Origin of the sequence: Pseudomonas sp. NPDC087615 (assembly GCF_044743445.1) — a bacterium.
In the GTDB taxonomy this organism is placed as follows: Bacteria; Pseudomonadota; Gammaproteobacteria; order Pseudomonadales; family Pseudomonadaceae; genus Aquipseudomonas; species Aquipseudomonas baetica_A.
On sequence record NZ_JBIUWM010000001.1, the window covers coordinates 218,673 to 241,168 of the forward strand.

General features: G+C 59.1%; 27 protein-coding genes. 11 read left to right on the forward strand and 16 right to left on the reverse strand.

What is annotated here, in order from left to right; genetic code table 11:
• Positions 1-5: 5 nt before the first annotated feature.
• The 7 genes from ACIOU6_RS00950 to ACIOU6_RS00980 all read right to left on the reverse strand — a co-directional run bounded on the left by ACIOU6_RS00950 (position 6) and on the right by ACIOU6_RS00980 (position 5,622).
• The gene (locus ACIOU6_RS00950; protein ID WP_221729638.1) at positions 6-1,220 is read right to left on the reverse strand and encodes an amino acid deaminase; all 1,215 of its coding nucleotides are present in this window, start codon (positions 1,218-1,220) and stop codon (positions 6-8) included.
• A 39-nt stretch (positions 1,221-1,259) separates the two neighbouring features.
• Complete coding sequence (locus tag ACIOU6_RS00955) at positions 1,260-2,024, reverse strand: IclR family transcriptional regulator (protein WP_221729637.1); 765 nt, start codon at positions 2,022-2,024, stop codon at positions 1,260-1,262.
• 148 nt (positions 2,025-2,172) lie between these two features.
• The gene (locus ACIOU6_RS00960; protein ID WP_221729636.1) at positions 2,173-2,562 is read right to left on the reverse strand and encodes a RidA family protein; all 390 of its coding nucleotides are present in this window, start codon (positions 2,560-2,562) and stop codon (positions 2,173-2,175) included.
• 30 nt (positions 2,563-2,592) lie between these two features.
• Positions 2,593-3,390: an amino acid ABC transporter ATP-binding protein gene (locus ACIOU6_RS00965; RefSeq protein WP_221729635.1), complete on the reverse strand. Its 798-nt coding sequence runs from the start codon at positions 3,388-3,390 to the stop codon at positions 2,593-2,595.
• Positions 3,387-4,049, reverse strand: coding sequence for an amino acid ABC transporter permease (locus ACIOU6_RS00970; protein WP_221729634.1), 663 nt, complete (start codon positions 4,047-4,049; stop codon positions 3,387-3,389). Before ACIOU6_RS00970 ends, ACIOU6_RS00965 begins: the two co-directional genes overlap by 4 nt.
• Before the next feature lie 9 nt (positions 4,050-4,058).
• The gene (locus tag ACIOU6_RS00975; RefSeq protein ID WP_003225455.1) at positions 4,059-4,721 is read right to left on the reverse strand and encodes an amino acid ABC transporter permease; all 663 of its coding nucleotides are present in this window, start codon (positions 4,719-4,721) and stop codon (positions 4,059-4,061) included.
• 52 nt (positions 4,722-4,773) lie between these two features.
• A complete protein-coding gene (locus ACIOU6_RS00980; protein ID WP_401133048.1) occupies positions 4,774-5,622 on the reverse strand; it encodes a transporter substrate-binding domain-containing protein in 849 nt (282 codons plus the stop codon).
• A 350-nt stretch (positions 5,623-5,972) separates the two neighbouring features.
• Between ACIOU6_RS00980 and ACIOU6_RS00985 the strand changes: the two genes are divergently transcribed.
• From ACIOU6_RS00985 to ACIOU6_RS00995, 3 genes are all read left to right on the forward strand, one after another.
• Positions 5,973-6,407 carry a co-chaperone YbbN gene (locus ACIOU6_RS00985; RefSeq protein ID WP_221729632.1) on the forward strand — a complete coding sequence of 145 codons (435 nt, stop codon included), beginning with the start codon at positions 5,973-5,975 and terminating at the stop codon, positions 6,405-6,407.
• Positions 6,408-6,537: 130 nt separating this feature from the next.
• Complete coding sequence (locus ACIOU6_RS00990; protein WP_401133051.1) at positions 6,538-7,134, forward strand: paraquat-inducible protein A; 597 nt, start codon at positions 6,538-6,540, stop codon at positions 7,132-7,134.
• Positions 7,131-7,820 (forward strand): paraquat-inducible protein A, encoded by a 690-nt coding sequence (locus ACIOU6_RS00995; RefSeq protein WP_401133053.1) that lies wholly within the window; start codon positions 7,131-7,133, stop codon positions 7,818-7,820. Before ACIOU6_RS00990 ends, ACIOU6_RS00995 begins: the two co-directional genes overlap by 4 nt.
• Here ACIOU6_RS00995 and ACIOU6_RS01000 read toward each other — a convergent pair.
• Positions 7,753-10,779 carry an FAD-binding and (Fe-S)-binding domain-containing protein gene (locus tag ACIOU6_RS01000; RefSeq protein ID WP_401133056.1) on the reverse strand — a complete coding sequence of 1,009 codons (3,027 nt, stop codon included), beginning with the start codon at positions 10,777-10,779 and terminating at the stop codon, positions 7,753-7,755. The genes ACIOU6_RS00995 and ACIOU6_RS01000 overlap by 68 nt on opposite strands.
• A gap of 159 nt (positions 10,780-10,938) precedes the next feature.
• On the opposite strand from ACIOU6_RS01000, the gene ACIOU6_RS01005 reads away from it, so the two are divergent.
• Positions 10,939-11,823, forward strand: a complete 885-nt coding sequence (locus ACIOU6_RS01005; RefSeq protein WP_221729628.1) for a LysR substrate-binding domain-containing protein — start codon at positions 10,939-10,941, stop codon at positions 11,821-11,823.
• Positions 11,824-11,844: 21 nt separating this feature from the next.
• Here the strand turns inward: ACIOU6_RS01005 and ACIOU6_RS01010 are convergent, their stop codons facing one another.
• The gene (locus tag ACIOU6_RS01010) at positions 11,845-12,180 is read right to left on the reverse strand and encodes a hypothetical protein (protein WP_221729627.1); all 336 of its coding nucleotides are present in this window, start codon (positions 12,178-12,180) and stop codon (positions 11,845-11,847) included.
• Between the two features lie 182 nt (positions 12,181-12,362).
• Here ACIOU6_RS01010 and ACIOU6_RS01015 point away from each other — a divergent pair, with 182 nt between their 5' ends.
• Entirely contained in the window at positions 12,363-12,602 is a 240-nt protein-coding gene (locus tag ACIOU6_RS01015) for a hypothetical protein (protein WP_221729626.1), read from the forward strand.
• Between the two features lie 66 nt (positions 12,603-12,668).
• On the opposite strand, the gene ACIOU6_RS01020 is transcribed toward ACIOU6_RS01015, so the two are convergent.
• Positions 12,669-12,866 carry a DUF2188 domain-containing protein gene (locus ACIOU6_RS01020; protein WP_221729625.1) on the reverse strand — a complete coding sequence of 66 codons (198 nt, stop codon included), beginning with the start codon at positions 12,864-12,866 and terminating at the stop codon, positions 12,669-12,671.
• Between the two features lie 221 nt (positions 12,867-13,087).
• Here ACIOU6_RS01020 and ACIOU6_RS01025 point away from each other — a divergent pair, with 221 nt between their 5' ends.
• Positions 13,088-13,450: an NUDIX hydrolase gene (locus ACIOU6_RS01025; protein ID WP_221729624.1), complete on the forward strand. Its 363-nt coding sequence runs from the start codon at positions 13,088-13,090 to the stop codon at positions 13,448-13,450.
• A 3-nt stretch (positions 13,451-13,453) separates the two neighbouring features.
• Here the strand turns inward: ACIOU6_RS01025 and ACIOU6_RS01030 are convergent, their stop codons facing one another.
• Both ACIOU6_RS01030 and ACIOU6_RS01035 read right to left on the reverse strand, forming a co-directional pair.
• Positions 13,454-13,696 carry a DUF1652 domain-containing protein gene (locus tag ACIOU6_RS01030; RefSeq protein ID WP_221729623.1) on the reverse strand — a complete coding sequence of 81 codons (243 nt, stop codon included), beginning with the start codon at positions 13,694-13,696 and terminating at the stop codon, positions 13,454-13,456.
• A gap of 115 nt (positions 13,697-13,811) precedes the next feature.
• Entirely contained in the window at positions 13,812-14,711 is a 900-nt protein-coding gene (locus tag ACIOU6_RS01035) for a polysaccharide deacetylase family protein (protein ID WP_401133062.1), read from the reverse strand.
• Between the two features lie 226 nt (positions 14,712-14,937).
• On the opposite strand from ACIOU6_RS01035, the gene ACIOU6_RS01040 reads away from it, so the two are divergent.
• Positions 14,938-15,618: an SOS response-associated peptidase gene (locus ACIOU6_RS01040; protein WP_401133064.1), complete on the forward strand. Its 681-nt coding sequence runs from the start codon at positions 14,938-14,940 to the stop codon at positions 15,616-15,618.
• Between the two features lie 267 nt (positions 15,619-15,885).
• Entirely contained in the window at positions 15,886-16,158 is a 273-nt protein-coding gene (locus tag ACIOU6_RS01045; protein WP_221729620.1) for a hypothetical protein, read from the forward strand.
• 54 nt (positions 16,159-16,212) lie between these two features.
• On the opposite strand, the gene ACIOU6_RS01050 is transcribed toward ACIOU6_RS01045, so the two are convergent.
• On the reverse strand, positions 16,213-16,359 hold the full coding sequence (locus ACIOU6_RS01050) for a hypothetical protein (protein ID WP_221729619.1): 147 nt from the start codon (positions 16,357-16,359) through the stop codon (positions 16,213-16,215).
• A gap of 251 nt (positions 16,360-16,610) precedes the next feature.
• Between ACIOU6_RS01050 and ACIOU6_RS01055 the strand changes: the two genes are divergently transcribed.
• Positions 16,611-16,997, forward strand: coding sequence for a DUF2784 domain-containing protein (locus tag ACIOU6_RS01055; RefSeq protein WP_401133068.1), 387 nt, complete (start codon positions 16,611-16,613; stop codon positions 16,995-16,997).
• Here the strand turns inward: ACIOU6_RS01055 and ACIOU6_RS01060 are convergent.
• Positions 16,994-17,521: a DUF3087 domain-containing protein gene (locus tag ACIOU6_RS01060; RefSeq protein ID WP_221729853.1), complete on the reverse strand. Its 528-nt coding sequence runs from the start codon at positions 17,519-17,521 to the stop codon at positions 16,994-16,996. The two genes, ACIOU6_RS01055 and ACIOU6_RS01060, sit on opposite strands and share 4 nt — an antisense overlap.
• A gap of 225 nt (positions 17,522-17,746) precedes the next feature.
• Here ACIOU6_RS01060 and ppnN point away from each other — a divergent pair, with 225 nt between their 5' ends.
• On the forward strand, positions 17,747-19,120 hold the full coding sequence (ppnN, locus tag ACIOU6_RS01065) for a nucleotide 5'-monophosphate nucleosidase PpnN (RefSeq protein ID WP_221729617.1): 1,374 nt from the start codon (positions 17,747-17,749) through the stop codon (positions 19,118-19,120).
• A 204-nt stretch (positions 19,121-19,324) separates the two neighbouring features.
• Here ppnN and ACIOU6_RS01070 read toward each other — a convergent pair whose 3' ends face one another.
• Positions 19,325-20,728: an FAD/NAD(P)-binding protein gene (locus tag ACIOU6_RS01070; protein WP_401133070.1), complete on the reverse strand. Its 1,404-nt coding sequence runs from the start codon at positions 20,726-20,728 to the stop codon at positions 19,325-19,327.
• On the reverse strand, positions 20,729-21,292 hold the full coding sequence (locus tag ACIOU6_RS01075; RefSeq protein ID WP_221729615.1) for a helix-turn-helix domain-containing protein: 564 nt from the start codon (positions 21,290-21,292) through the stop codon (positions 20,729-20,731).
• 85 nt (positions 21,293-21,377) lie between these two features.
• Between ACIOU6_RS01075 and ACIOU6_RS01080 the strand changes: the two genes are divergently transcribed.
• Positions 21,378-22,313 carry a DMT family transporter gene (locus ACIOU6_RS01080; RefSeq protein ID WP_401133073.1) on the forward strand — a complete coding sequence of 312 codons (936 nt, stop codon included), beginning with the start codon at positions 21,378-21,380 and terminating at the stop codon, positions 22,311-22,313.
• The last annotated feature ends 183 nt before the right edge of the window (positions 22,314-22,496 follow it).

Below are 22,496 nucleotides of genomic sequence, written 5' to 3' on the forward strand. Positions count from 1 at the left end.
TGGCCTTAGAAACAGGTCTCCATGCACTCGATCACCGACAACTGTTCATCCACCAACAACCCCACGCGCCATTTATCAAAGGTCAGGCACGGGTGTGAAGTGCCGAAGGAAATGATGTCACCCACGCGCAGCTCAACGCCCGGCGCTACGGTCATGAACGCGTGCTGGTCCATCACCGCCGTCACCTTGCACGCACCGACATCATCGCCCACTGCAGGCACCACACCGGCCTGGTAACGCAACAACGGCACTGGCAACCCGGCATCGAACGCGACATCCCGTTTGCCCAGCGCAATCACCGCGAACCCCGGTTCCGGCATCGACTGCACATGTGCCCAAACCTCCAGCGCCGGACGCAAACCCTCGTGCAAATCACTGCGACGATCGAGCACGCAGCACTGCGCCTCTTTGTAGATGCCATGGTCATGTGCGACATAACTGCCGGGGCGCAACACACTGAGGAAACGTCCGCCCGCGTTCTGCGCTTCGAAGCATTCGGCGATCAGGTCATACCAAGCCGACCCCGAAGCGGTGATGATCGGCTTGGGAATGGCAAACGCGCCGCTGTCCTGCAACTGCACCGCCAGACGCACCAGCGACGCGGCGAACTCACGAATGCCGCTGACCGCGTGATCGCCGTGAATCACGCCTTCGTAACCTTCGATACCGGTCAACGCCAATGAAGGTTGCGCGTTGATTGCTTGGGCCAGTTCGATGACTTCCTGCTCGCTACGGCACCCGCAACGACCACCGACCACGCCATATTCGATCATCACGTTGAGCTTCACACCGCGTGATGCGAAGTAAGCACCGAGATCGGCCACGTTGTCCGGGTGATCCACCATGCAATAGAACTCGAACGACGGATCCGCCAGCAGATCGGCAATCAACGCCATGTTTGGCGTGCCGACCAATTGGTTGGCCATCAGCACCCGGCGTACGCCATGGGCATAGGCCGCACGGGTTTGGGTCGCACTGGCGAGGGTGATGCCCCAGGCTCCGGCGTCGAGCTGGCGCTTGAACAGCGCCGGGGTCATGCTGGTTTTGCCGTGGGGCGCCAACTCGGCGCCGCTGTCGCTGACAAACTTCTGCATCCAGCCAATGTTGTGTTCCAACGCTTCGCGGTGCAGCACCAGCGCCGGCAGGCTGACGTCACGCGCCAGGTGCGCGCCGATGGCGGCATCGCCCTTTTGCACAGCAGTATTGATGGCAGTCGTCATGGTCAAGCTCCTCGCAGTCGCGGCCGCAGGCCGCCGCGTTTATTCGTTGATTCGCCGGGCGAGGCTGTTAGCGCTCTCGATCAGAACCCGGCGATAGTCGTCGTAATTGTTCTTCGCATCGACCCGTGGGGCGACGATGCATAGGGTGCAAATGGCCACGCCGTATGGGTCTTTGACCGGGGCGGCGAAGCAATGGGTGAAGGTGTCGGCGACGCTGTCGAAGGAAAAAAATCCGTCGATGCCGGCCTGACGGATCTGCGCCAGAAACAGCTCCAGCGACAAGCGTTCACCGTCGGGCAGGATGTAGTCGTCTTCATCGATCAGGTCGACGATTTGCTGGTCACTCAGGTGCGCCAGTAGCAAACGACCGGACGCCGTCCAAGGGATCGGCGCGTTCTCGCCGATGTCGGAAGAAATACGGAAATGCCGCTCACCTTCCTTCATCAACGCCACCGTGTACTTGCGCCCATTGAGCAGGCACATCTGCGCGGTTTCACGGGTCTGGCTGACGATCTCCTGCAAAGCGTGATCGGCCTCGCGACTGAGGTCGAAATGACGCAAGTGCGCCTGACCGAGAAAGTACAACTGTCGGCCGAGATAGACGTGACCGTCCTTGCCCACCGGCTCCAGAATCCGCCGTTCCAACAAGGACGCGACCAACTCATAGACCGTGGATTTCGGGCTGCCGATGCCGTTGGCGATGTCGTTCGGGCGCAGCGGCTGGCCGATCTCTTTAAGGAAATCGAGGATATCGAACGCTCGGTCCAGACCACGAGCCCGGCGTTTGATGGTGTCTTCGGTCATTTCAGTGGGTTCCCATTCAAAGTCGCCGGGAGTTTACCGAGAGTATGGCGTCGGTTGTTAGGCCGCTTTCGCGAGCAGGCTCGCTCCCACAGGGGATTGCATTTCAAATGTGGGAGCGAGCCTGCTCGCGAAGAAGCCAGCACAGATTTCAGGCCTTTTTCTTGTAGGCGATGCAGTCGATCTCGACCTTGCAATCCACCATCATGCTCGCCTGCACACAGGCCCGTGCCGGGGCGTGCTCAGGTTTGAAGTACTCGCCAAACACCTTGTTGAAACTGCTGAAATCCCGCGGATCGTCCAGCCACACGCCAACACGTACCACATCTTCCAGGCCATAACCGGCGTCCTGGAGAATAGCGATCAGGTTCTTCATGGTCTGGTGGGTCTGCTCGACGATGCCGCCAACAATGATCTCGCCATCCACCGCGGGCACCTGGCCGGAAACATGCAGCCAGCCATCCGCTTCAACCGCGCGAGCGAATGGACGAGGCTGGCCGCCAGCGGCGGTGCTGCCGGTGCCGTAACGCGTAATGCTCATGGGTGATTCTCCTGATTACAAAACAACAGATTAAAACCGCGTGCTTTTCAGAAACTCGGCCAGCCGCGGTGATTGCGGGCGTTCGAACAGTTCCTTGGGAGGCCCTTGCTCTTCGATCCGCCCCTGATTCATGAAAACGATCTTGTCCGAGACCTCGAAAGCGAAACGCATTTCGTGGGTCACCAACAGCATGGTCATGCCTTCGTCGGCCAGGCCCTTGATCACGTTGAGCACTTCGCCGACCAACTCCGGGTCGAGCGCCGAGGTGACTTCGTCGAACAGCATCAGGCTCGGGTTCATGGCAATGGCCCGGGCAATCGCCACGCGCTGTTGCTGACCGCCGGACAACTGACCCGGGAAGTGATCGCGCCGTTCCAGCAAGCCAACCCGCTCCAGCCATTTCTCGGCCAGGACGACAGCTTCGTCCTTGTGCATTTTCTTCACCTTGAGCAGCCCAAGGGTGACGTTCTGCAAGGCCGTCAGATGCGGGAACAAGTTGAATTGCTGGAACGCCATGCCGGTCATCGCGCGATGACGGGCGATGACTTTTTCTGCGTGGCGCACGCGTTTGCCGTTGACGTCGTCATAGCCGATGGATTCGCCGTCGAGCAGTATCTGCCCGCCCTGGAACTCTTCGAGCATGTTCACGCAACGCAGCAGCGTGGTCTTGCCCGAGCCGCTGGAGCCGATCAGTGTCACCACATTGCCGCGCTGCATACTGAGGTCGACACCTTTGAGCACTTCGACCGCGCCGTACTGCTTGTGCAGGCCACGGATGTCCAGCAGTGGCTGACCGTTTTCAACGTTGGAAACTGGAGCGTCTGTCATGGCAAGGCCACCCGTTTTTCAATGTGCCGGCCGAGTAATTCGATGCCGAAGTTGATGACGAAGAACAGAAAACCGGCGAACAGGTAGAACTCCAGCGTCATGAAGTTCCGAGCGATGATCTGTTGAGTGCTGAGCAGCAATTCGGCCACGCCGATCACCGACAGCAAGGTCGACGCCTTGACGATTTCGGTGGACGAGTTGACCCAGGTCGGCAGAATCTGCCGCAGCGCTTGGGGTAACAGCACGTAGCCGAGGGATTGATAAAACGTCAGGCCAATGGCTTTGCCCGCCTCCATCTGGCCGCGAGGCAAGGCTTGCAACGCACCGCGCACGATCTCGGCAACGTGGGAGCCACAGAACAGCGTCAGGCCCAACGCGCCGGCCTGAAAGGCACTGATCTGCCAGCCCAGCGCCGGTGCCATATAGAAGCAGGCCAGCACCAATACAAACACCGGCGTACCGCGAATGATGTCGACGTAAAAACGAAACGGTGCGCGCATCCAGAACTTGCCGTAGGTCAGCACCAGACCCGCGACCACGCCGAGCATCGTGCCGAACAAAATCGCCAGTGCCGACACCTGCACACTGGTCAGAAAACCCTGCCAGAGCGGCTCGCGCGCCACCCATAACTCATGCAACCAACTGGGGGATTCGTACATCCCAGCCTCCTATCGGCGGATCGCCAGACGCTGCTCCAGATAACGCAGCAGCATGGCGATGAGGTAACAGGCCGCGACATACAGCGCCGTGGTCACCAGCCAGGTTTCGATCACCCGGTAGCTCTCGACGTTGATTTTGCGCGCGTAATAGGTCAGCTCCGGCACCGCAATCGCGGCGGCCAGCGAGGTGTCCTTGAACAGCGAAATGAAGTTGTTCGACAGCGCTGGCAAGACGTTGCGCAGCATTACCGGCACGGTGACGTAGGCCTTGACCTGCCATTCACCGAGGCCGATGGCCAGCCCGGCTTCGCGCTGACCTTTGGGAATGCTCAGCAAGCCACCCCGGAACACTTCGGTCAGGTACGCCCCGGCATACAACGACAGGGTGATGATGAACGACGGGATCTTGTCCAGCCGGATCCCCAGGCTCGGCAACGCAAAGTAGATCAACAGAATCAACACCAGAATCGGCGTATTACGCACCACCGTGACGTACACCGAGGCCAGCACCCGCAAGGCGCGATGCTTTGACAGCAAGGCAAACGCCATCAGCAGGCCGATCACGCAACCAATGGCGATCGACACCAGCGCCAGTTCAAGGCCCAGACCGAGCCCCGCCAGCAAGGTGTCGAAATCGCGCCACACGGCGGCAAAGTTCAACTGATAGTTCATGGTCAGCAGTACCTTGAGCGGGGCGCGTTATGGGCGCCCCACTCTCACGGGATCATTTGAATTCGACAGGGAAACCGATGGCGGGTGATGGCAGATCAACACCGAACCATTGCTTGAACGACGCCGCGTAAGTCGGGAATTCAACGCCGGTCATGGCTTCATGCAACGCCGTGTTGACGAAGTTCAACCAATCCTGATCGCCACGTTTGACGGCGCACGCGTAGGTCTGCGGGCTCCAGGCATAGCTCGGGCTGCGATAGCGGCCAGGGTTCTGCACCATCAGGTATTTGACCGAGGACTGGTCGGTGGCGGCGGCATCGGCGCGGCCGGAGTTCACGGCCTGATACATCAGATCGACGCTGTCGTACTGATCGACCTTGGCTTTGGGCAATGCCTGATGCACCAGTTCTTCGGCGTATACGTTTTGCAGCACCGCGACCGTCACGCTGTCGCCGGCAGCTTGCAGGTCTTCGATTTCCTTGTACTTGCTGTTGTTCGGCAGCAGCAAGCCAACACCTTCGCGGTAATACGGCAGGGTGAAAGCGACTTGCTGGGCGCGGCTGGCTGTCACGGTGATGAACTGGCAACTCATATCGACTTTGTCGGTAAGTAGATTGGGGATCCGCGCATCGGACGACTGCACCACGAACTCGACTTTGCTCGGATCGTTGAACAGCCCTTTGGCCACGATCCTGGCGATGTCGATGTCAAAGCCCTGCAACTTGCCGTCCGCCCCCTGAAAGTGCCACGGCGCATTGGTGCTGCCGGTGCCCACAATCAGTTTCCCGCGGGCCAGCACACTGTCGAGTTTATTGTCGGCTGCCTGAGCCAGGCCCATGACAGTTGAAGAAGCGGCAAGAACAAAAACACACGCTTTGAACAAGGAAGGTCGGCGATGCATGGCAAGCACTCCTGAGTCTGTTTATTCCGCTACAACGGAACTTGGTTTGTTACTACGGAATAGACAGCAGAAAGTGTGCCACAGGAATCGCGAGGAATCTGCAATGGATTGAAATGCTCGAAGAATCAAAGGGATGCATGATGTGCGGCATTAGGCGCTACGTGAGGTGCCACTGCCCAACGCTACCGAGGGCCACACATGGGCGGGTACTCGGGCAACATTCGGGTGCACTGTGATCAAGCGAGCGCACTGCTTTAGTGATGCCTACCTGTCAACTCTGACAGTAGATGAGAGGGCACAGAGGGGGTTACCGTTGCAGTCGCGCTCACTCGTTGAACAAGGAGGTTTCCATGCACGCGGCAACTCATCGTCCGGATTTACCTGCCATTTACCGCAAAGCCCTGAAAACCTGGCGGCCGGTCATCCTGTACTTCGCCAACGAACACTGCTCCGCCTGCGAATGGGCCGGACCAATTTTTCGTCAGACTGCCGAGCCGTATCGCCATCGCGCCAATATCTACATGCTCAACACCCGTGAGTCGCCGCGCCATCCGCTGGTCACGGGAACGCCGACGGTGCTGTTCTACAAGAACGGCAGGCTTGTGAAGCAACTCAAAGGGATTGGCACAGAAGAAACACTCGCGGCGGACTTTGCCCAGCACATTGGCAACACCAAGGCACCAGCGGTGCAGCAAAAATCACGGCACGACCTGATCTGGCTTCGTCGTACGTTGCGTCATCTCTGCACCATCACCGGTGCGCGCCGGCAGATGCGCGGCGCCTGATACATCGCCTTCGCGAGCAAGCCCCACACTGGATTTGTGGCTGGATCACAAATCATTCGCCCCTCCCTGCCCATGGCGCTGGCGGGGTCTATAGTGATCAGGTCTTGTGCCCTGCCGTCGAGTGCTGCCCATGGCCCACACCGAACACCTGATCATCTGTGAGCACTGCGACTGTGTGTACGAAAAAGTCGTGCTCACCCAGCATCAGAAAACCCTGTGCACGCGCTGCGGTGGCGTGTTGCAGCGTTACAACGGCCTGACCGTCGAACAACGGCTGGCCCTGAGTTTTACCGCAACCATGCTGTGGTTGTTCGCCAATTTCTACCCGGTGATGAGCATCAGCATGAAGGGCCTGAAAAATAGTGCGACGCTGTGGGATTCGGTGCTGGCGCTCAGTCAGGGGCCCATCACGTTCATGGCGATGGTCGCGGCGATTTCGATCATCATCGCTCCGGCCTTTCAATTGGTGCTGTTGATCTGGGTGCTCAGCTTCGCCCTCTCTTCACGCCGTGCGCCGGGCTTCAAGGTCTGTATGCGCTGGCTGGAAACGTTGCGCCCCTGGAGCATGCTCGAAGTCTGCCTGCTGGGGGCGATGGTGGCGGTGTTCAAACTCGCGGGGCTGCTTGATGTGTTGCCCGGCATCGGTCTGTTTGCCCTTGCCGTATTGAGCCTGATGATGATCCGCATCGCCGGCCGCGACATTCGTGATCTGTGGGACATTCCATGAAACGACCAGCGACGGCCAGCGAACTCAATCTCTGTCTGTGTCACAGCTGTGGGCTGGCCTGTGACATGAGCGACGAGCCCCATGAGTGCCCGCGCTGTGACGCACCGTTGCACCGGCGCAAGACCCATTCTCTGGCCCGCACCTGGGCCTATCTGCTTGCAGCGCTGGCGTTTTATGTGCCGGCCAATCTGCTGCCAGTGATGAACACCGTCATGCTCGGCAACGGCACCGACAGCACGATCATGAGTGGCGTACTGGAGTTCTGGGAAGGTGGTGCGTGGGATATTGCCCTGATCATTTTCATCGCCAGCATCGCGGTGCCGGGCATCAAGTTCGGCGCCCTGTCGCTGCTGCTGATCACCGTGCAGCGCGACAGTGGTTGGGCGCGTCGTGAACGCTCGAAACTGTTCCGCTTCGTCGAGCTGATCGGCTACTGGTCGATGCTCGACGTGCTGGTGGTGGCGTTGGTCGCGGCGCTGGTGAAATTCCAGGCGCTGGGCGATATCGAGCCGCGACCGGGCATCCTGTTTTTCGGCATGGTGGTGGTGTTCACCATGCTCTCGGCGATGAGTTTCGACCCTCGAATGATCTGGGACAACGCCCCGGACGACGAACTGCTCAGCGACGCAGAACCGCCAGCAGCACCTGCAACGGATGGCGCAGCGCCTGATCCGACTGGCGCTTGACCTGGCTGCGGCACGAATAACCGGTGGCCAGCGCCTCGCCCTGCTCCACCGGCGCATCAACCTGCCGCGCCCACGATTGCTCGTAGATCACCGCCGACGTTTCACGGTTACGCGCCTCGTGGCCATAGGTGCCGGACATCCCGCAGCAACCGGTGGCCTGAGTCGCCAGTTTCAATCCCACGCGCTCGAACACTTGTTCCCACTGCCGAGTGGCGGCCGGGGCGTTGGTTTTTTCCGTGCAATGGGCCAGCAAACGGAACGTCTCGGCATTGCCCTGACGAACCTGTTCCGGCATCACCTTGAGCAACCACTCCTGCACCAGCGCCACTTCCGGGCATTGCTCCATGCCGGGCACTTTCAAGTATTCCTGGCGATACACCAGGGTCATCGCCGGGTCCAGCCCCAGCAGCGGTACACCGACATCCGCCAGTTCACGCAGTTGCCGGGCATTGCGCAGCGCCGCTCGGTTAAACGCCGACAGGAAACCCTGAACATGCAGGGGTTTGCCGTTGGCGCTGAACGGCGCCAGATAAACCTGATAACCCAGACGCGAAATCAGTTCGATCAGGTCTGCCAGCAGCGGTGCTTCGAAGTAACGGGTGAAGGCGTCCTGCACCAGCACCACGCTGCGCTCACGTTGCGCCGCAGTCAGTGCAGACAAGGTCGCCACCGTCGCCGGTTGTACCTGCCAGCGGCGCATGGCTGCGTGAAAATCAAAACGGCTGAGCAACGGCACATCGACCATGCCCCCCAAGCGTTCGAGCAGGCTGCGAATAAACGAGGCGCCCATCAAACCGTTGTACAGCGCCGGGATCCGCGCCATGTACGGGATGCTGTATTCCAGCGAGGCAATCAGATAATCCCGTGCCGGACGCAGATAACGGCTGTGATAGAGCTCAAGAAACCGCGAACGGAACTCCGGCACGTTGACCTTGACCGGGCATTGTCCCGCGCAGGACTTGCACGCCAGGCAACCGGCCATCGCGTCGTAGACTTCGTGAGAGAAGTCTTCGGACTGCGCACGGCTGTTGCGCCAGCGCTGCCACAGCGATGAGAAAAACGCCGGGCGGCGAATGGCATCCGACAACACATCCACCCCCGCCTCGCCCTGCAACCGCAGCCATTCGCGAATCAGCGAAGCCCGGCCCTTGGGCGACTGCGAACGTTCGCGGGTGGCTTTCCACGACGGGCACATCGCATCGTCCGGGTCGAAGTTATAGCAGGCACCGTTGCCGTTGCAGTGCATGGCCGCGCCGTAGCTCTGCCAGACTTTTTCGTCGATCTGCCGATCCAGTTCGCCGCGCAAGGTCACTTCATCGATTTTCAGCAACGTCGCATCGGTATGGGCGGCGGTGGCGATCTTGCCCGGGTTGAATTGGTTGAACGGGTCAAACGCCGCCTTCAGCGCTTGCAGCGCCGGATACAGCTCACCGAAAAACGCCGGTGCGTATTCCGAACGCAGGCCTTTGCCGTGCTCGCCCCACAGCAGACCGCCGTAGCGTTGAGTCAACGCGGCAACGCCGTCGGACACCGGACGCACCAGCGCCGCTTGCTGCGGATCTTTCATGTCGAGAATCGGCCGCACGTGCAGCACACCCGCATCGACGTGGCCAAACATGCCGTACTGCAAGCCATGGCTGTCGAGCAAGTCGCGCAGCTCGGCGATGTACTCGGCCAAGTGCTGCGGCGGCACAGCGGTGTCTTCGACAAACGGCTGCGGCCGCGCTTCACCGGCGACGTTGCCGAGCAGACCGACCGCCCGTTTGCGCATGCCGTAAACCTTGCTCACTGCGGCCTGCCCGACGGCCAGCGTGTGGCCCAGCCGCTCCACGGTTTGATCGCTGATCAAGTGTTCGATGAAGGTCTCGACCCTGCGCTGCAAGTCCTCGGGATCATCACCACAGAACTCCACAAGGTTGATCCCCAAGGTCGGCCGCTCGGCACTTTCCGGAAAATACTCGGCGACGCCGTGCCAGACGATGTCCTGCATCGCCAGCAGCAGGACTTTGGAGTCCACGGTTTCGATCGACAGCGGCTTGAACGCCATCAAGGCCTGGGCATCGCGAAGCGCGTCCATGAAGCCTGCGTAACGAATGTTCACCAACATCGTGTGCTTGGGGATCGGCAGCACATTCAACTTCGCCTCGACCACAAACCCCAACGAACCTTCAGCGCCGCACAGCACGCTGTTGAGGTTGAAACGGTGATCGGCTTCACGCAGATGCGCAAGGTCGTAACCGGTCAGGCAGCGGTTGAGATCGGGGAAGCGCTCTTTGATCAGTGCGCCCTGCTCATCAATGATCTGCCGGGCGCAGCGATAGACTTCGCCGACCCGGTCTTGCCGAGCACACAGCGCTGTCAACTCGCTTTCCTCAAGCGGCAGACCGTGCAGGCGCTCGCCGCCGCGCAGGATCATGTCGAGTTCGAGCACGTGGTCGCGGGTCTTGCCATAGGTGCAACTGCCCTGGCCGCTGGCGTCGGTGTTGATCATGCCGCCGACGGTGGCGCGGTTGGAGGTCGACAACTCCGGAGCGAAAAACAGCCCGGCGGATTTCAGCGCGGCGTTGAGCTGATCCTTGACCACCCCGGCCTGCACCCGCACCCAGCGCTGCTCAATGTTGATCTCCAGAATGCGGTTCATGTGCCGCGACAAGTCGACGACAATGCCATCGGTCAGCGACTGCCCATTGGTGCCCGTGCCACCGCCGCGTGGTGTGATCACCACTTGTTTATAAGCAGGCTCGGCGATCAACCGTGCAACCCGCGCCACATCCTCGGCGTCCATGGGAAACACCGCCGCTTGCGGCAGGCGCTGATAGATCGAGTTATCGGTGGCCAACACCACGCGGCTGGCGTAGTCGGCGCTGATTTCACCGCGAAAACCACTGATTTTCAGGGCTTTGAGGAACTGCTGGTAATCGGCGGTCAGAGCGGTAGCGGGCGACAGCTGGGCAATCATCGGTCAGGGCATCTCAGGTCAAAATCGGCTCGTGTGGCGGTGAACAGTTGTACGCAACGAATGATTGCGTCACGCTCCGCCATCTAATGGTGCCCATGTTCATTGTTGAAGGACGCTGGGACAACCGTAAATTCGACCCGCTATCAATGACTTTTACGAATGAATCCGCGAACACTCACGCCTTCCATGTCGTTATTACTGGCCTTCGAGGCCGCCGCACGCCATGAAAGCTACACCCGAGCCGCCCATGAGCTGTCGTTGACGCAAAGCGCGGTCAGCCGTCAGGTGCAAATTCTGGAGAAGATGCTCGGCATGCGCTTGTTCAATCGTGAAGGTCGCAAAGTCGTCCTGACCGATGTCGGGCGCATGTATCAACGCGAACTCGCCGAAGCCCTCGGGCAGATCCGCAGCGCGACCTTGCAAGCCATGGCGTTTGGTTCCGGGATCCACAGTTTGCGATTGGCAACGCTGCCAACGTTTGGCTCGAAATGGTTGTTGCCGCGCCTCAAGGACTTCTACACCGCGCACCCGGGCATGACCGTACACCTGCACTCACGCATCGAGGCCATTGACTTTGATACCAGTGAAATCGATGCCGCCATCTGCGTCGGCGGCGGTGAATGGCCGGGACTGACGGCCCTGCCCCTGCACACAGAAGAACTGGTGGTGATTGCCAGTGCGCAGTGGTCTGCTGCCGAGCGCAATGGCGCAGAGCAACACATCGCCGGGCAATTGCTGCTCAACGTCAGCAGTAATGCCCAGGCATGGGCGGAATGGTTCAGCCATCACGCCTTGCCGCATCGCAGCATGCGCATCGGGCCGAGCTTTGAAATGACGTCGCACTTGATTCAGGCCGTACGCGCGAATATCGGCGTAGGCCTGGTGCCGCGAATTCTGGTCGAGGAAGAGTTGTTGAATGGCGAGTTGCTGCAACTGGGAGAGCCCATCACCAGTCGGCGCAGCTATTACCTGGTCTATCCACCGCGCAACGAAACACTGCCTTCGCTGAAGGCATTTCGGGACTGGTTGGTGGATACGCTCTGACGGTGCTTCTTAAGCATATCGTTACAGGCAGTCACGCACCGATTTGCGCAACGAACCGGACTTGGCCCACGGCGGCCCCTGATACAGCGATACGCGGCTGCCGTCCTTGTATTTCACGATATCGAGAATCTCGTCAGCGGTGATGATGCTGGGCGCCGTAATGCGGTAGCCGTTGGAAATCGACGTCTGCGAAGCCTTTGCAACATCCTGCTGCCACAACGGCAATACACACGCAGCATAGTCTTTGGGCGCTTTGTCACTGGTCTTGCTGAGATTAGGCTCACCCGGCACCAATGAAGCCGGCAACGAGCAACCGGCCAACATGACCAACGCCAAACTCCCGATCCATATCCGCATCATGTTTTCCTGCTTAAAAAAAGCGAATGTATCGCGTAACGGAGTACACATCCATCATGGCCCCGCGCCCTCAATGGTGATTGGGCAATTTTCATATCCTTTGAGCCGATGACAGACGAACTGCGCACACACCGTGAAAAATGCGACTAGTCTTTTCTACCGAGAATGTTCTGGAGATGATCATGCGGCTCAATGAATACGAACACGAACTTCAGCGTGACTTGCAAAGTGTCGCCTCGGATCTGCGATGGTCGGCCGTCGACCTCAAACGTATCGCCGAACAGTTGCGCCAGTCCGGCAATGAGGCGGATGCTCAGACCGTACTGAGATCCTGTGAGGTACTACAGAGCGATGAAGAGCGGCTGCAACTGTATGCCAAGGAAGTGAAGGCTCGCGCCATCAGCCGTACCAAGGTTCACTGACGCCGACACTCCCCAAACACAAGCCCCGGCATAAACCGGGGCTCTTTCGTTACAGGTTACAGATAGTCAGCTCACGCGCTCACGTTGAGCACCCGTCGAGCGCTTTTTGTAACCGGGGAGCGCCGCCGCATACGCCAGCGCTTCTTCCCTGCTGCGAAACGACGCAAGCCGGTCACCTTGGGTGCAGACCCGCCACGGGCCGTTGTTCACGCTGAGCACGTCATAGCCGTTCATGTGCATCTTGTTCAACATGGGAATGCTCATGGACACCTCCTGTCCGCTAACGGTTGGTTCAGCTACACGCTTTTACCTTACACCCTGATTGCGCCGAAATGCCGACCGAGTGTCGCTATGCTGTCTGTCAGGGGTTTGGCCGTTTTCGTACAACCAAAAGCGCCAAAACCCAAGGAACCTTTGAGCAAGGACCCGGCTCGAATATTGCAGTTTTATTTCATGCTTGTGACAGCCCGCCAAAAAGGTAACAAATGAAAGTACGCGCAACCGTTATTTGCGAACAGGATCGACACGTACTCCTGGTGCGCAAACCCCGCTGCCGCTGGACATTGCCCGGCGGCAAGGTTGAGCCTGGGGAAACCCGAGCGGATGCGGCCATGCGTGAATTGCAGGAAGAAACCGGACTGGATGCCGACGATGTGCTTTACCTGATGGAACTGCAAACCGGGAGCACGCGGCATCACGTCTACGAGGCATCGGTATTGAACATTGACCAGGTACGCCCGCAGAACGAGATCACCGATTGCATCTGGCATCCACTGGACGCGGTACAGAACCTGGAAACCAGCGACGCGACATTGCGCATCGTTCAGGCGTTTCAGCGGCGTTTATGAGGTTTAACCAGCGAAGGCCCTTCGCCCGGCACTGATCTCCGTGCGTAACTCACCGATGAAGTTGGAAATGTCGCGGATCGTGACGAGATGTTCCGGGGAAACACCATTGAGCAGTAACTCGACGTGACCGCTGTCGGGTTCGTAGACTTTGATTTGCAACAGCCCCTGCGGCGTAGGGATGCAGTCGCATTTAAACGCGGGGAAGCCGGATTCGACAATGCGGCAAATATCGGCAATGGCAAGCATGGGTGGACGCCTCGCAGGCGATGAGAGAGTCGGTCGACCCACAAAGCATAGATGAGCCATTGGTGTCCTGCTCGATGCAACCATGCCAACCGGATCACAACGTTGACCCGACGACTCAGTGGGCGTCATGATCCCAGACCCAGTTCCAGATGCCCGGTAACTCCACTTGATCCGAACTTTGCTGAACCGTGCGCGCCAGCGCGGCCTTCTCCAGCGCAGCGTGGTCATCGTAGAACGGCTTGTCCGCCAGCCTCACGCCAGTGGCTGCTGCGCTGTCCAGGAGGATTTGCAGATATTCGCGAGTATGCCGCGCGGTGTAGCGATTAAGGTCATGGAAGGTCACCACTACCGGAATGACCCCATCCACGGTTGGAAACTCGCCAAGAGCGATGCGCTCCCGGACTTGCGACAACTGCCGCAACAGGTTAGCCCGGCGACGCGGGCTGGCGTTAAACCCCCAAATCTTGCCGTCATTAGCGCTCAAATCCGTCAACAAGACGTGTAATCCATGTTGTTGATAGGCGGCAAAAGTGCGCGTGTCGTAGTTCCAGAATGGCGGACGCAATAACCTGGGTGGCGCCCCGGTAATGGCGGCGATGTCAGCCGTACCGTTGCTCAGCGACGTTTCCAGTTCCTGCGGGTCGAGCAAGCGATGATTGGTGTGCCAGTGGGTCGCGGTGTGAAAACCGAGGATATGCCCCTCCTCATGCTCGCGACGCATGATGGCGCGGCCGATCTCGCTGTCGCCTGCCCTGGGCGCACGGGTCTGGACGAAGAACACCGCTTTGATGCCCGGTTGCAGGGGGTTGTCTTTGAGGCTGTCGAGGACCGTGGCCGACGGATTCCAGAAACTCGAGGCGCTGGGGCCATCATCGTATGTCAGCAAAAAGCGCACCGGCGCTTGAGCTTTCAGGCGTGTTTCGGTTTGCGCGGTCAATTCGATGGGCGCGGCAATGCAACCGGCCAACCCTAAAACAATGGCCGTTGCACAAAGAAGTCTGAATCCGGTTGTCATGTTTTGCCTTGCGTCTGATCGCTGCGGTCACGTTGTCGATTGGCAAAACTCCCTCGCCCTTATCCGTCCCTGCGCCCGGCTCTGCGCCCGGCTCTGCGAGCCGAGGTTGGATAAGGTACACAGGGTTTGGTTCCGGCGCTCGTTCAGTAAGCCAGTGTCTGCTCAAGACAAGGATTGAGAGCGCATCAGCGACTAAGCTGAAACCGTCCAACCGGAGATTCAGCCCATGTGCGGAAGACTCTCGCAGTACCGTGGCATTCACGATTTCGTTGCTGTGCTGAGCATCCCGGATGCGTTGCTCAATCATGTGGGCGACGCGCCGCTGAATCGCTACAACGCGGCCCCGACCACTTCGCTGGCCGTGCTCCATCAGCACGATCAACGACTATGCGCTGACAACCTGCGCTGGGGCTGGCGCCCACACTGGGCCAAGGATCGCCCAGCGCCAATCAACGCGCGAGTGGAGAAAGTCGCCCATGGCCCATTCTTCCGGGCCATCTGGCGGCATCGCTTGATCGTCCCGGTCGACAACTGGTTTGAGTGGGTGGATGCCGAGGATAAAACCCGACAACCGTGGCTGATCCGTCGGGCCGATCACGGACCAGTTTTCTGCGCCGCCATCGGACAACTTCCTACATCCGGCACGCAGGCGCGGGACGACGATGGATTTGTGATCATCACTGCGGACAGCGTCGGCGGCATGCTTGATATCCATGATCGTCGACCTGTGGTGTTCTGCGCAGATTTGGTGCGCGAATGGCTCGATCCAGCAACACCCGTCGAACGGGCCGAACATATGCTCCTGTTCGAAGGCGAACCTTCGGAGACGTTCGAATGGTACAAAGTCGCTAAAACCGTTGGAAATTCACGCCATCAGGGCGCCAAACTAATAGATCAACTGACATGAATGTTCTTTGCATCAATTTATTTAAAAAGATTCGAATCAATAGTGATTCCGTTTCATTACAACAAGCGTTTCAACAATGAAACAGTCATCTGCAAAACAGTCGTTTGAACGAACTAACCGCCTGTCAGACATTTCAACCGTCATGCATACATTTAGACGCGCTAGAGATAGCATGCGCGCCGCATTTCCATTTGGCATACCAATTGACCGAAGAGTCAAAAAAACCAGGAATCCCCAACAACGTTATCAAACCTGCAGAGAACCAAGTTGCGCGACGATTTTGCAATCAATCAGGCCAACGACCTGGAGTGTATTCATCTGTCCATGACAGAACGCTTTCAACTCGACTGTTTTATCGGCCACTACATAAAAACCCGAAACCTGCGTGCCGTTCCCGACATCGAACGAATCCTGCGCACCACCCTCGAAGGGTATCCTGGTCAAGCACCGGTGATGGTCAACGAACTTAATGCCTGGATCGACAAAACTTTGGGATATCGGGCCTCACACCCCGATTTAACGCAGATGGACGATCTCTGAAATAACGAAAAGCCCCGCTCAGGCTCTGATGCGGGGCTTTTTCGCAAGAATCAATTACAACTTGCGGTCAGGTTCCGATAGCTCTCTGCCGTCATCGTGTTTCCAGGTTTGCTCCTTGTGCTTCTCCCGCTCTATTTCTTCTTGCGTCGGCTCATCCGTCTCATCGTCATCCAGTTCAGGATGCTCTTGCTCAGTCGTCATGCGCACCTCCTGTCACAAGTAAATGGCCCTCCTTACAGCGTAGAGCAGTTTCACGCGGGCAACTTACAACCACCAGCGTCTTGAAGAAATCTACTGCGCAGCAACCGTGAATCGGAAATAACACTCTTCAACCAGAAAAGCCGTTGATAACGGTGCCAGTAACAACCCATCTCTGGCTTGAACAATCTTGCCCCATTGCCCAGGGCCTGCGCGTAACATAGCACCATTCACAATTGCGTCAGGGAGACGACATGCTGTACCGAATCACAGCCGACGGGCTGGTGCTGTTTCATTTGCTGTTCATTGTGTTCGTGCTGTTCGGCGGGTTGCTGGTGCTCAAGTGGCCACGGCTGATGTGGTTGCACTTGCCCGCCGCCGCGTGGGGCTTCGCGGTCGAGGTGTTGCACCTGACCTGTCCGTTGACCTACTGGGAAAACCTGATGCGCCACGCCGCCGGACAGACGGAATACGCCGGCGGATTCATCGAGCATTACATCTGGCCAATCATCTACCCGGCCGGGCTGACACCGCAGATTCAACTGGCACTCGGCAGCGTGGTGCTGGCGATCAACCTGTTGGTCTATGGGCGGCTGATCCGCTCGTGGAAACTGCGCCGAGCCAGGCGCATTCCGTTTTAACGCGACGCGGATTTCAAGGCTTCCAGCCACGCCGGATCAAGGCGCGGCTGATCGATATCAAGCCCCAACGCCTGCATGCGCTCCTTATGTTGCTCGACTTCCCGCCACAGCTGCCCATGATCGCTGGAATTACCGTCCAGTTCATGCATCTGGGTCAGCCCCAAATGATAGAAGCGCAACACCTTCATCGCCGTCGGATCGTTTTTTTCTACCGCCGCCGTCACCTGATGCATCACATTGGTAACACGCATCAGGCTACGCTTGAGCCGCCAGCTATAAACAGCCGGGGCCATCCAGCTCTGATTCCAGAATCGCCCGCGCAACAGCCCCGCTGTCAACAGGAACGCCACAAACACACCACCGACATTGAACCGCAGATTATCGCCGCCAGGCTCACCGAACAGCGCCACTGCCACCGTCGAAAACAACATCGCCAGCACCAGAAACAGCACGGCGATGATGATCGTGCTGCGGCGGGTCTGCTGGCGAAAAGTAGCGGCATCCATCGGCTGAATTTCAAACATCACGAATGACTTCCTTGAGCGGCAAAAAAGGGCAACGGAAAAAACCGGCCGGGGCATTATCGCCTCTGCGGTGGATTTAGCTATGCTGGGACTCCTTTTCATCTTTTTATCAATCAACGGGGACATGGCGGTACAGCGCAGATCGTGCCATCTTCATTCATGGATACACACTATTCGGATGCCATTCGCCTGGTTTTGGGATGACATCGTTTTAAGGATCATTGCATGACCCAACGACACGTAATCAACGCCTCGGTCAGCCCGAAGGGCAGCCTGGAAACCCTTTCTCAACGTGAAGTTCAGCAACTGAGCGAAGCCGGATCCGGCAGCACCTACACCCTCTTCCGCCAGTGCGCCCTGGCCATCCTCAATACCGGCGCGCATGTCGATAACGCCAAGACCATTCTTGAAGCCTACAAAGATTTCGAAATCCGCATTCACCAGCAAGATCGCGGTGTGCGCCTGGAGCTGCTGAACGCTCCCGCCGACGCCTTCGTCGACGGCGAAATGATCGCCAGCACCCGCGAAATGCTGTTCAGCGCCCTGCGCGACATCGTCTACACCGAGAATGAACTCGACAGCCAACGCATCGACCTGAGCACTTCGCAAGGCATCAGCGACTACGTCTTCCACCTGCTGCGCAACGCTCGCACCCTGCGCCCGGGTGTCGAGCCGAAAATCGTGGTGTGCTGGGGCGGCCACTCGATCAACACCGAAGAGTACAAATACACCAAGAAAGTCGGCCACGAACTGGGCCTGCGCAGCCTCGACATCTGCACCGGTTGCGGCCCCGGTGTGATGAAAGGCCCGATGAAAGGCGCGACCATTGCCCACGCCAAACAACGCATTCATGGCGGTCGCTACCTCGGCTTGACCGAGCCGGGCATCATCGCCGCCGAAGCGCCTAACCCGATCGTCAACGAACTGGTGATCCTGCCGGACATCGAAAAACGCCTCGAAGCGTTCGTGCGCGTTGGCCACGGCATCATCATCTTCCCGGGCGGCGCCGGTACTGCCGAAGAGTTTCTGTACCTGCTGGGTATCCTGATGCACCCGGACAACGAGGGCCTGCCGTTCCCGGTAGTGCTGACCGGGCCGAAACATGCCGCACCGTATCTGGAGCAACTCGACGCGTTTGTCACCGCCACCCTAGGCGAAGCCGCAAAACAGCACTACGAAATCATCATTGACGACCCGGCGGAAGTGGCGCGCCAGATGACTCAGGGCCTGAGAGCCGTGAAGCAGTTCCGCCGCGAACGCAACGACGCCTTCCACTTCAACTGGCTGTTGAAAATCGACGAGGGGTTCCAGCGTCCGTTCGATCCGACCCACGAAAACATGGCCAACCTCAAACTGCACCGCGACCAGCCACCGCACGAACTGGCGGCCAACCTGCGCCGGGCGTTCTCCGGGATCGTTGCCGGCAATGTCAAGGACAAGGGCATCCGCCTGATCGAAGATCACGGGCCGTACCAGATCCGCGGTGACGCCGCGATCATGCAACCGCTGGACGCGCTGCTCAAAGCCTTCGTCGCCCAGCACCGGATGAAATTGCCGGGCGGCGCGGCGTATGTGCCGTGTTATCAAGTGGTGGCGTAAGCTTTCAGCCGCTACACACCCCTGTGGGAACTAGCTTGCTAGCGAATAGGCCAGACCAGTAGACAGAGATGTTGAACCTGCTGGCCTCTTCGCAGGCAAGCCCGCTCCCACAGTGTCCGAGTCGTACATGTGATGTGTGAACAACACTGAAACCTGTGGGAGCGGGCTTGCCCGCGAAGAGGCCCTGATCAGCAACCTCAATCCTCAGCCTTGCTCAGCACCCAATCGCACCGCCAACGCCTTCGCCTGTAACGCCACATCGGTCACTGCAGTACTCTCCCACCACATTCCGCGCAATGGCGGGCCCATGGCGAACAACCGATTCGCTGCCTGCCCGTGTTCGTTCAGCACTGCACCATCAATCGCAGCCGCGATCCCCAACGCCAACGGCCCCGGTCGCACCAATCCCCGAGCCAGCAACTGCTGCGGCAACGGTCGAGCCACCCGACGCCAGTCATACTCGATGCCACTGGAATTGATCAGCGAAGCGCCATGAACTACACAGGTTTCAGCCTCACCACGGCGACGAATTCGAATACTCACACCGTCCGCCACGCACGTTTCAAGCCCTTTGAAAGAAGCCGCCTGAATCCGCAACCGCCCCTCGCCCTGCAGCCGTTCGACCAACTGCGCACTCAGCGGCGGCGAACGATGGTGGTGGCTTTCCCACCACGGCCGCACATGGCGTACGAATTGTCGACGCTGCACGTCAGTCGCCTGGCTCCACAAGCGTCCAATATGAGCGCGCACCGTGTCCAGCGGCGCCTGCCAATCAATGCCTTGGGCGATGGCCTCACGGCAATGCCGACGCAATTCGCGCAGCAACTGCCGTGGCGAGCGGATGCCAGGATTTTCAGCGAGGAAGTCCACCCAAACCGGTGGTTGGCGCCGTACGTGAGGCAGCAAGCCGTGACGGGAGAACACTTCAATCGGCCCGCGATGCCCGGCTTGTTCCAGCGACACCACGGCGTCGACCATGGTCAGGCCAGAACCAATGATCAGCACGGTCGATTGCGGATCGAGTTGGCGCATGGCCGCGACGTCCCACGGGTCAAGTGCGGTGGCGTTGAGGCCACTGGATTCCTTCTGCGGCGTGCGTGCGGCGGGAAACATACCCGTGGCGAGCACAGCGAATGCGCCGTGTAAAAGTTGACCGTCACTCAAGGTCAACTGCACTGAATCCGCATCGGCTTGCAGATCGACGACCTCCGCGCGTACATGCTCGACTGTCGAACCTTGTTGCGCACCGACACGGCGGGCTTCGGCTAACCGTTGTTGCACATAAACGCCGAACAACCCACGAGGCGGGAACAACTCACTGACAGGCACATTTTGCTCAGCCGACTCCGGCCAGCCACCAGCGGCAATATGCTCGGTCAGCCACTGCGTAAGGTCATTCGGGTTATCCGGGTCGACGCTCATTCGCGCCGCGTTGCCATTAAGCGTATGGCCAGGTTCGACTGCGCTGTAAGCCTCGCCGCGCCCCACTTCGGCGCGCGGTTCAATGATCAGAATCTTGCGTTGACCGGGCAGACGCAGCAATTGCACCGCCAGCATCGTGCCGCTGAGGCCGCCGCCAATAATCAGGATATCTGCGCTCTGACTCATTCAAATCACCACATTACGGACAAAACGCGCCGCCACATCCCCATCATTGCGATAGGCGTGCGGCTGGTTGCTGGCGAACATGAAAAACTCACCCGCCCTGATTTGCTGCGGTTGATCGCCGAGCATCAGCGTCAGGCAACCCGCAAACACATAAATCTGCTCACTCCAACCGTCGGCATCCGGTTGCGAGGGATACACCTCGCCGGGTTGCAGGCACCACTCCCACTGTTCGACTTCGCGAGTCGCCGTGGCTTTGGACAGCAGCACCGCTTTACTGCCAGGGATCGTGCCCGCCCACGCCACTTCGTTGATGCGGCTCGGATCGCGCGCGTCGGATGCCTGGATCAGATCACTGAAGGCGACGTCGAGCGCTTCGGCAACGCGGTCGAGGGTGGTCAGGCTGACGTTTTTCTCGCCCGCCTCGATCGCCACCAGCATGCGCCGACTGACCCCGGATTTTTCCGCGAGCGCGGTCTGGCTCAGGTCAGCGGCATGCCGCAGGCGCCGGACGTTCTGGCTGACGTGTTGCAGGACGGACGCTCGTTGGCTGGAATCTTTGGGCACTATATTGCTCACTCGGTGGAGTTGGGCAGTATACTGCGCAACGTTGGGCGTATTGTGCGTCCTGCCTTTTATAGTGCGCAAGGTTATGACGTCAGTGAATCGCCCCGACACTTCCCTCCGTTTCTCCCGTTTCAGCAAAGCCGAGTGCGTGCTGGTGCTGATCACTATGGTCTGGGGCGGCACTTTTCTGCTGGTTCAGCACGCGATGACGGTCAGCGGCCCGATGTTTTTCGTCGGCCTGCGCTTTGCCGCCGCAGCGTGCATCGTGGCGCTGTTCTCTTGGCGCCATCTGCGCCAACTGACCCTGTTCGAACTCAAGGCCGGCGCCTTCATTGGTGTGGCGATCATGCTCGGCTACGGTTTGCAGACGGTCGGTTTGCAAACGATCCCGAGCAGTCAGTCAGCATTCATCACCGCGTTGTACGTGCCGTTCGTCCCGTTGCTGCAATGGCTGGTGCTCGGACGGCGGCCGGGGTTGATGCCGAGCATCGGCATCATGCTGGCGTTCACCGGTTTGATGCTGCTATCGGGGCCGTCGGGGGCCTCGCTGAACTTCAGCCCCGGGGAAATCGCCACGCTGATAAGCGCCATTGCCATTGCCGCCGAAATCATTCTGATCAGCACCTATGCCGGGCAAGTCGATGTGCGCCGGGTGACCGTCGTGCAGTTGGCGGTGACGGCTGTCTTGTCGTTTCTGCTGGTGGTGCCGACGAGTGAAGCGATTCCGGACTTTTCCTGGACGCTGCTGGTGACCGCACTGGGACTGGGCGCCGCGAGTGCGGCGATTCAGGTGGCCATGAACTGGGCACAGAAGAGTGTATCGCCGACGCGGGCCACGTTGATCTATGCCGGCGAGCCGGTGTGGGCCGGGATTGTCGGACGGATTGCCGGTGAGCGCTTGCCAGCGATTGCACTGCTGGGCGCTGGGTTGATTGTGGCGGCGGTAATTGTCAGTGAGTTGAAGACCAAGGGTAAGGCTGCCGAAGCAGAGACTGAGTTGGAGCGGGAAACTCAGGGTTAAACCAGGCTGGGTGATGTCCGAAGCATTGCCTTCGCGAGCGAGCCCGCTCCCGCAGGTATTGTTTGTACCCCGCGAGCGTAAGCCCGCTCGCGATGGGGTCATCACTGGCAACATCCTTCCCCGCGAAACAATGCCAAACAGAAATTTTCAGACTACTTTGTAGGATTCTGAGACATCCTCGCG

Coding starts and splice junctions, on each gene's coding strand:
- ACIOU6_RS00950 (WP_221729638.1), bottom strand. CDS start 1,220: ATGACGACTGCCATCAATACTGCTGTGCAAAAGGGCGATGCCGCCATC.
- ACIOU6_RS00955 (WP_221729637.1), bottom strand. CDS start 2,024: ATGACCGAAGACACCATCAAACGCCGGGCTCGTGGTCTGGACCGAGCG.
- ACIOU6_RS00960 (WP_221729636.1), bottom strand. CDS start 2,562: ATGAGCATTACGCGTTACGGCACCGGCAGCACCGCCGCTGGCGGCCAG.
- ACIOU6_RS00965 (WP_221729635.1), bottom strand. CDS start 3,390: ATGACAGACGCTCCAGTTTCCAACGTTGAAAACGGTCAGCCACTGCTG.
- ACIOU6_RS00970 (WP_221729634.1), bottom strand. CDS start 4,049: ATGTACGAATCCCCCAGTTGGTTGCATGAGTTATGGGTGGCGCGCGAG.
- ACIOU6_RS00975 (WP_003225455.1), bottom strand. CDS start 4,721: ATGAACTATCAGTTGAACTTTGCCGCCGTGTGGCGCGATTTCGACACC.
- ACIOU6_RS00980 (WP_401133048.1), bottom strand. CDS start 5,622: ATGCATCGCCGACCTTCCTTGTTCAAAGCGTGTGTTTTTGTTCTTGCC.
- ACIOU6_RS00985 (WP_221729632.1), top strand. CDS start 5,973: ATGCACGCGGCAACTCATCGTCCGGATTTACCTGCCATTTACCGCAAA.
- ACIOU6_RS00990 (WP_401133051.1), top strand. CDS start 6,538: ATGGCCCACACCGAACACCTGATCATCTGTGAGCACTGCGACTGTGTG.
- ACIOU6_RS00995 (WP_401133053.1), top strand. CDS start 7,131: ATGAAACGACCAGCGACGGCCAGCGAACTCAATCTCTGTCTGTGTCAC.
- ACIOU6_RS01000 (WP_401133056.1), bottom strand. CDS start 10,779: ATGATTGCCCAGCTGTCGCCCGCTACCGCTCTGACCGCCGATTACCAG.
- ACIOU6_RS01005 (WP_221729628.1), top strand. CDS start 10,939: ATGAATCCGCGAACACTCACGCCTTCCATGTCGTTATTACTGGCCTTC.
- ACIOU6_RS01010 (WP_221729627.1), bottom strand. CDS start 12,180: ATGCGGATATGGATCGGGAGTTTGGCGTTGGTCATGTTGGCCGGTTGC.
- ACIOU6_RS01015 (WP_221729626.1), top strand. CDS start 12,363: ATGCGGCTCAATGAATACGAACACGAACTTCAGCGTGACTTGCAAAGT.
- ACIOU6_RS01020 (WP_221729625.1), bottom strand. CDS start 12,866: ATGAGCATTCCCATGTTGAACAAGATGCACATGAACGGCTATGACGTG.
- ACIOU6_RS01025 (WP_221729624.1), top strand. CDS start 13,088: ATGAAAGTACGCGCAACCGTTATTTGCGAACAGGATCGACACGTACTC.
- ACIOU6_RS01030 (WP_221729623.1), bottom strand. CDS start 13,696: ATGCTTGCCATTGCCGATATTTGCCGCATTGTCGAATCCGGCTTCCCC.
- ACIOU6_RS01035 (WP_401133062.1), bottom strand. CDS start 14,711: ATGACAACCGGATTCAGACTTCTTTGTGCAACGGCCATTGTTTTAGGG.
- ACIOU6_RS01040 (WP_401133064.1), top strand. CDS start 14,938: ATGTGCGGAAGACTCTCGCAGTACCGTGGCATTCACGATTTCGTTGCT.
- ACIOU6_RS01050 (WP_221729619.1), bottom strand. CDS start 16,359: ATGACGACTGAGCAAGAGCATCCTGAACTGGATGACGATGAGACGGAT.
- ACIOU6_RS01055 (WP_401133068.1), top strand. CDS start 16,611: ATGCTGTACCGAATCACAGCCGACGGGCTGGTGCTGTTTCATTTGCTG.
- ACIOU6_RS01060 (WP_221729853.1), bottom strand. CDS start 17,521: ATGTTTGAAATTCAGCCGATGGATGCCGCTACTTTTCGCCAGCAGACC.
- ppnN (WP_221729617.1), top strand. CDS start 17,747: ATGACCCAACGACACGTAATCAACGCCTCGGTCAGCCCGAAGGGCAGC.
- ACIOU6_RS01070 (WP_401133070.1), bottom strand. CDS start 20,728: ATGAGTCAGAGCGCAGATATCCTGATTATTGGCGGCGGCCTCAGCGGC.
- ACIOU6_RS01080 (WP_401133073.1), top strand. CDS start 21,378: ATGACGTCAGTGAATCGCCCCGACACTTCCCTCCGTTTCTCCCGTTTC.